The sequence below is a fragment of the Amycolatopsis sp. cmx-4-54 genome (assembly GCF_046548895.1).
Classification (GTDB): domain Bacteria; phylum Actinomycetota; class Actinomycetes; order Mycobacteriales; family Pseudonocardiaceae; genus Amycolatopsis.
This window is the reverse complement of the sequence record NZ_JAEBEJ010000007.1, coordinates 421423-427543: the sequence shown is the minus strand read 5'-3', so window position 1 is coordinate 427543 and position 6121 is coordinate 421423. Positions and strand designations below refer to the sequence as shown.

6 protein-coding genes are annotated in these 6121 nt (G+C 67.9%); 2 read left to right on the top strand and 4 right to left on the bottom strand.

Annotation, left to right across the window (positions count from 1 at the left end; translation table 11 throughout):
• Window positions 1-227: 227 nt before the first annotated feature.
• The 3 genes from ACLJQ7_RS25480 to ACLJQ7_RS25470 form a co-directional block, all read right to left on the bottom strand.
• On the bottom strand, window positions 228-1211 hold the full coding sequence (locus ACLJQ7_RS25480) for a hypothetical protein (protein WP_410650662.1): 984 nt from the start codon (window positions 1209-1211) through the stop codon (window positions 228-230).
• Window positions 1208-2446: an MFS transporter gene (locus ACLJQ7_RS25475; protein ID WP_410650661.1), complete on the bottom strand. Its 1239-nt coding sequence runs from the start codon at window positions 2444-2446 to the stop codon at window positions 1208-1210. The genes ACLJQ7_RS25480 and ACLJQ7_RS25475 overlap by 4 nt, the downstream gene beginning before the upstream one ends.
• A 61-nt stretch (window positions 2447-2507) precedes the next feature.
• The gene (locus tag ACLJQ7_RS25470) at window positions 2508-4094 is read right to left on the bottom strand and encodes a discoidin domain-containing protein (RefSeq protein WP_410650660.1); all 1587 of its coding nucleotides are present in this window, start codon (window positions 4092-4094) and stop codon (window positions 2508-2510) included.
• Window positions 4095-4242: 148 nt separating this feature from the next.
• Between ACLJQ7_RS25470 and ACLJQ7_RS25465 the strand changes: the two genes are divergently transcribed.
• On the top strand, window positions 4243-4887 hold the full coding sequence (locus tag ACLJQ7_RS25465) for an HAD-IA family hydrolase (protein WP_410650659.1): 645 nt from the start codon (window positions 4243-4245) through the stop codon (window positions 4885-4887).
• 162 nt (window positions 4888-5049) lie between these two features.
• Here ACLJQ7_RS25465 and ACLJQ7_RS25460 read toward each other — a convergent pair whose 3' ends face one another.
• Window positions 5050-5517 (bottom strand): NUDIX domain-containing protein, encoded by a 468-nt coding sequence (locus tag ACLJQ7_RS25460; protein WP_410650658.1) that lies wholly within the window; start codon window positions 5515-5517, stop codon window positions 5050-5052.
• A gap of 140 nt (window positions 5518-5657) precedes the next feature.
• On the opposite strand from ACLJQ7_RS25460, the gene ACLJQ7_RS25455 reads away from it, so the two are divergent.
• Window positions 5658-6092: a DoxX family protein gene (locus ACLJQ7_RS25455; protein WP_410650657.1), complete on the top strand. Its 435-nt coding sequence runs from the start codon at window positions 5658-5660 to the stop codon at window positions 6090-6092.
• Window positions 6093-6121: the final 29 nt, after the last annotated feature.

The window sequence follows — 6121 nt, the reverse complement described above, 5'->3', positions numbered from 1 at the left end:
ATCGAAAACCCTGCTCTGCCCATCGAAGCATGATCACCGCAAAAACCCTGGTCACCACACCGACAGACCGGTCAGTGTCCGTGAGGTCCTGAAACATCAACTGTCCGACATGTCCTGAACTCAGACAGGTCGCTAGAACGACACTTATCACTCACGACCCACTCGATCGGCCCCGAATCATGTCACGTTCGGCTCACCCCTCAAGAGAACCGAAACGCCACTCGCGCCTACACGCCCGCGGGTGAAGCAGCCTGCGCGACCAGCTCGCGGGCCGCCCCGCTCCCGTCCGCCGGGACCGCCCAGATCGCCGAGTCCACGCCGTACGCCACGGTCCGGTCGTCGAGCCAGGTCGCCTGGTCGTCCACGCTGCGCGTCTCGGCCAGCATGGTCTCCTTCCCGGACGCCAGATCGAGGACGGCGAGCCGCCACGGCGCCGCGAGATCGGCGGAAACCTTCTTCTTGAAGGCGATCCGCTTCCCGTCCGGCGAGAGCGACGGGCATTCGACGTTCTCCCGGATCATCCTCGCGACGAGCTTCACGTAGTCCGCCTCGACCAGGTACGTCTTTCCCTTCGTCCCCACGGTCGCGTAGAACCGCTTGCCGTCGGGGGTGAAAGTGATGCCCCAGTAGTTCACGTCGGACGAGTAGTACGGCTTGCCGTCGAGCAGGAGCCCCATCTCCTCGATGCTCTTCATCAGCTTTCCGGTCTTCAGGTCGAAGATCCCCGCCCTGGTCGAAAACCCGGTCTCCGCATAGGAATCCCCGTTGACGAACAGCGTCCAGTAGGCGAGTTTCCCGTCCGGCGAGACCCGGCCGCGGCTGGGGGTGCCGGGCAGTTCGATCCGGCGGATCTCGGTGAGGTCCTCGGCCAGCACGATGACGTCGGTCATCGGCGGCAGCACCCCTGGCTGGGCGGCCAGGCACAGCGCGGTCCCCGCCGAGGCGGCGAAGCGGTCGCAGCTGAGGCCGGACACCTTCCTCGGCTCGCCGGGCCGGTCGGCCGGGACGGTCGCGAGATGGCCGAAGTCGGGGCCTTCGGCGGTGTTGCGGAACAGCAGCTGTCCCTTGGCCTGCACCGAAACCGGTTGCCCGGACACGACGGCGACGGAGTTGACGTCCGGCCCTCGGTCCCGGGAGACGACACCGTAGCCGACGGCCGCCGCGATCAGGACGACGACCGCCGCCACCACGCCGAGGATCCGCGTCCTCATGCGGAGGTCCGCAAAGGACGGAGGAAGGCCGCGGCGACGACCACCACGGCCAGCGCGCCCGCGGCGACCAGTACCGCGGCGTGCAGGTCCCACGTGGTCCAGGCGAGTCCGAAAAGGACGGACGCGAGCATCCGAGTGGTCGCCTGCCCGGTCTGCACCAGCGCCAGCCCGCTCGCCCGCTGGTGCTCGGGCAGCAGCGGTCCGGCGGCGGCCATCAGCACCCCGTCGGTGGCCGCGTAGAAGACACCGTGCAGCACGAGCGCCAGCACCGCGAGGATGCCGCCGTCCACCGGTCCGAGCAGTGCCAGCAGCGCGACGACCAGTGCGACGTGCCCGCCGAGGAACACCTTCCAGCGGCCGATCCGGTCCGAAAGCCTGCCGAACGGGACGGCCAGCAGCAGGTACACGCCGGCGGTTCCCAACGGCAGCAAGGGAAAGAAGACCGCGCCGAGTTCCCAGCGACGCTGCAGCACGAGGTAGAGGAACGAGTCGCTGAGGGTGACCAGGCCCAGCAGCGCCGCCCAGACGCAGATCCGGCGGAACGACGCCTGCCGGATCAGGCCCGCGGTCTCCCGCAAGGAGACCTTGGGGCGTTCGGCTCGCGGTTCGGGCTGGTGGTCCTTGACCAGCACCACCAGGATGATCACGCCGATCGCGGCGATACAGAAGCTCGTGAAGAACACCGAGTCGTAGCTGCCGAGGCTGAGCCACAGCACGGCCATCGCGACCAGCGGGCCGAGGAACGCGCCGAAGGTGTCCATCGCGCGGTGCACACCGAACGCGCGGCCGAGGTGTTCCGGTTCGCTGCTCAAGGTGATCAGCGCGTCTCGCGGCGCGGTCCGGACGCCTTTGCCGGTGCGGTCGGCCGCGAGTACCGCCCCGATCGCGACGGTGGACGAACCCGCCATCATCAGGCCGATCTTGCCCAGCGCCGAGAGGCCGTAGCCGAAGCAGGCGACCGCCTTGAGCCGCTGCCACCGGTCCGCGAGATGGCCGCCGACGAGCCGGACGACGGCGGTGACACCGGAGTAGAGGCCGTCGAGCACGCCGAACTGCAGCGGGCTGAGGCCGAGACCGAGGACCAGGTAGAGCGGCAGGACCGCGGTCACCATCTCCGACGAGATGTCGGTGACCAGGCTGACCAGGCCGAGCGCGACGACATTCCCGGTGACGGCCCGTTTCACGCCGCTGCTTTTGGGCACGTCTACAGCCGCCCTGCTGGTGGCTATGTACATGGGGACCTCCAGCGCCGGGTCGCGCGCGCACGGCCGCGACCCGGCACCCGAATCGCGAGGATCAGTGGCAGGTGTAGGTGGGAGAGGAGTCGATGGTCTTGCCGTCCAGGCCGATCAGCTGGGTCGAGAAGGCGTTGTCCGACATGTTCAGCTTGAGCACGCCGTAGGTCGAGATCGCCTTCGCCGTGGCCGGGTGCTCGGTCTTGACCGGGTACAGGCTCGCCCCGCCACCGCCGCCGATGATCTGCACCGGACCCGCGGGGTCCTTGTCGCCGTCGGCGTTCTGCGGATGGAACCGCTCGTAATGGTGGTCGTGCCCGTTGAGCACCAGGTCGACCTTGTTCTGGACCAGGGTCTCCCAGAGGGTGGCCATCTTGCTGTTGTCGCCGTGGTCACCCGAGGTGTAGCGCGGGTGGTGGTAGTACGCGGCGACGCAGGGTTTGGTGTTGTTCTTCAGGTCCTGCTTGATCCAGTTCAGCTGCTCGTCGCTGATCGCGTTCGCGGCCAGGCCGGGCGAGAACTCCGTGCTGTCGATGGCGACGAAGTGCCAGTTGCCCATTTCCCAGCTGTAGTAGGTCTTCCCGTTCGGCGTCGCGATCTTGCCGAAGTACTGCTTGTAGGCACCCAGCGGGGTGTGGTCGTAGGTCTCGTGGTTGCCGGGGACCGGGTGCATGATGTTCTTGTACTTGCCCCAGGTCTTGTCGAAGTACTTCGTGAAGTCCTCGATATGGGCGTCGTCGTACTGGTTGTCGCCCATGGTGATGACCGCGGCCGGGTTCATCTGGCCGACCAGCGCGGCCGTCTTCGGGTGGATGCACGAAGACGACGAGGCGGTGCACTGTTCGGCGATGTCACCGGAGGCGGCGAGGACGAACGAAGAACCGCCCGCCTGCGTGGTCGCCTGGATCTGATTGCTGGCCGCCGAGGTGTTGCCGGCGGCGTCCTTCGCGCGGACGGTATACGTGTACGCGGTCGAGGCACTCAGCCCGCTGTCGGTGTAGGAAGCGCTTTCACTGGTGCCGACGACCTGGCCGTTCCGCAGCACCTCGTAGCCGCTGACGCCGACATTGTCCGTCGAGCCGGTCCACGTCAGGTCCACAGTGGACGCGGTGACCGAACCGGCCTTGAGGTTCGTCGGCGCGGTGGGCGCCTGCGTGTCGCCGGAGGAGTCCGACGTCCCGTAAACCTGCATCTCCCAAAGGGAGTAGCCGTAGCCGGTGGCGCGTTTCGTGCCGACGAGGCGCAGGTACCGGCCGCGCGCGGCCAGCCCGGTGAGGTCGTCGGTCCCGCCGTTGCCGTTGGTGACAAACTTGATCGAGGTCCACGCCGAGCCGTCGTTGGAGACTTCCAGCCGGTACGCGCTGGCGTACGCCGCTTCCCAGTTCAGCTTGACCCGATTGATGGCCGAGGGGCCGCCGAGGTCGACGCGGATGAACTGCGGGTCGACGCCTTCCGTGCTCGCCCAGCGGGTGGTGCTCTTGCCGTCGACGGCGAGCGGACCGCCGTAGGAGGAGGACTCCACCGAGGAGACCAGGACGGCCTTGCCTTGGGACAAAAGGACATCAGCGGCTTGAGCATTACCGCTGAGCAGCGTCGGCAACAGGATGACGGCCGCGCCTAGTGGCAGTAGTCGGGTTCGGGCCTTCACATCGATCTCCCCGGGAATCCGTGGCGGCGGGTTGAGAGGGACGGGTGCGCGGCGTTCACTTCGAGTACACGTGTTCGTTTGGTAAGTTTCCTAACGAATGCGTACGGTAATCCGTACCACTCAGTGAGTCAAGACGTAGACTCGTCCCATGACCGGCGCATTGATCTTCGACTTCGACGGGACGCTGGTCGACACCGAGGCGGCCGTCCTCGTGGCCTGGCAGGAGACCTTCCGCGCTCGCGGCGGCGAACTCCCCCTCGACGTCTGGCACACCGTGATCGGCACGCAGAACACCGCCGTCGCGATGTTCGAACTGCTGGAGAAGAACGACGAGCACCTGGACCGGGTCGCGGTCCGCACCGGCGTCCGCGCCAGGGTCACCGAGCTGCTGGAATCGGTGGGGCCGCGTCCCGGCGTCCGGGAATACCTCGAAGACGCGAAGGAGCACGGCCTGCGGCTGGCCATCGCGTCCAGTTCGACCGGCGACTGGGTCACCACGCATCTGAACCGGCTCGGCCTCGCGGACGCGTTCGAGGCCGTCCTCACCGGCGACCTCCACGAGGCGAAGCCGAGCCCGGACCTCTATCTGGCCGCGCTCGCCGCGCTCGACCTGCCCGCGGCCGAGGCGATCGCCTTCGAGGACTCGCCGCACGGCGTCACCGCGGCGAAGGCCGCCGGGCTCGAGTGCGTCGCCGTGCCGAACGCGATCACGGCGGTGCTGAACTTCGACCACGCCGATCTCGTGCTCGGCTCGCTGGCCGACAAACCACTCGGCGAGCTACTCAGCCGTTGAGAGCGCCGGAGGCTCCGTGTCACCGGGGCCTTCGCGGCGCGGTTCCAGGTTGCCCCCAGGAGTGCCGCCGCTGACGTTGCGAAAGCACTTTCGCAACGTTGAAGGTTGCGAAAGTGGCTTTCGCAACACCACCGCGCCTTCCCCACCTCGGCCCCGAGCTACTCAGCCGTTGAGCAGTTCGCCCAGCCGGGCAAGGAACGGGCGCTGGCCTTTGAGCAACTTCTCCCCCGCTTCGGCCAGCGTGAACCAGGCGGCCCGGTCGACCTCCGGGAACTCCTGCGTCCGGCCCGACCGCGGCGGCCACTCCATCTCGAAGGTGCCCGGCACCACCTGAGCCGGGTCGAGGTCGCCCTCCACCGCCCAGACCGTCACGACCTTGCCGCCCGACTGCTTCACCACGCCGAGCGGGAAGTACTCCCCCTCCGGCGCCGGCAACCCCAGTTCCTCCAGGAACTCGCGCCGCGCCGCGGCCTCCGGAGCCTCGTCCGGCTCGTACTCGCCCTTGGGCACCGACCAGCCGCCCGCGTCCTTCTTCGCCCAGAACGGCCCGCCCATATGCCCGAGCAGCACCTCGGTCACCTCGCCCGACCTGCGGAAGAGCAAAATCCCGGCACTCGTCTTACCCGCCATGCCGTCCAGTCTGGCCTTGCGCCGATCGGGTGATGTGACCGGCCCGCGAAAAAAGTTCCGCCCGGATGTCGATCGGCGTCGTGCCCGTCCGACGCGTTGTCAGAAGCCGCCCGACAGACACTCCCGGAAGGACCGGAACCATGACGCAGACCACCGCCCCCGCCCAGACCACCACCACCCCGCGTGCCGCCAAGGCGCAGGGCGCGATCCAGTCCGCCGTCCGGATCGTCGTCTCGTTCCTCTTCCTCTGCCACGGTTTGCAGGGATTCGGATTCTTCGGTGGCGTCGACGGCGCGGGCGGCTCGGTCGAACTCGGTTCCTGGCCCGGCTGGTACGGCAGCGTGATCGAACTCGTCGGCGCCGCGTTCGTACTGGTCGGCCTGTTCACCCGGCCGGTCGCGGTGCTCCTCTCCGGCGTCATGGCCTACGCCTACTTCACCGTGCACGCGCCGGAAGGCCTGCTGCCGCTGCAGAACATGGGCGAACTGTCGACCCTCTACTGCTGGATCTTCCTGCTGATCGCCGCGATCGGCCCCGGCACCTTCGCCCTCGACACCCTGCGCCGCCGCCGCTGACCGAAAACGCGAGGCCCCTTTCCTGGAAC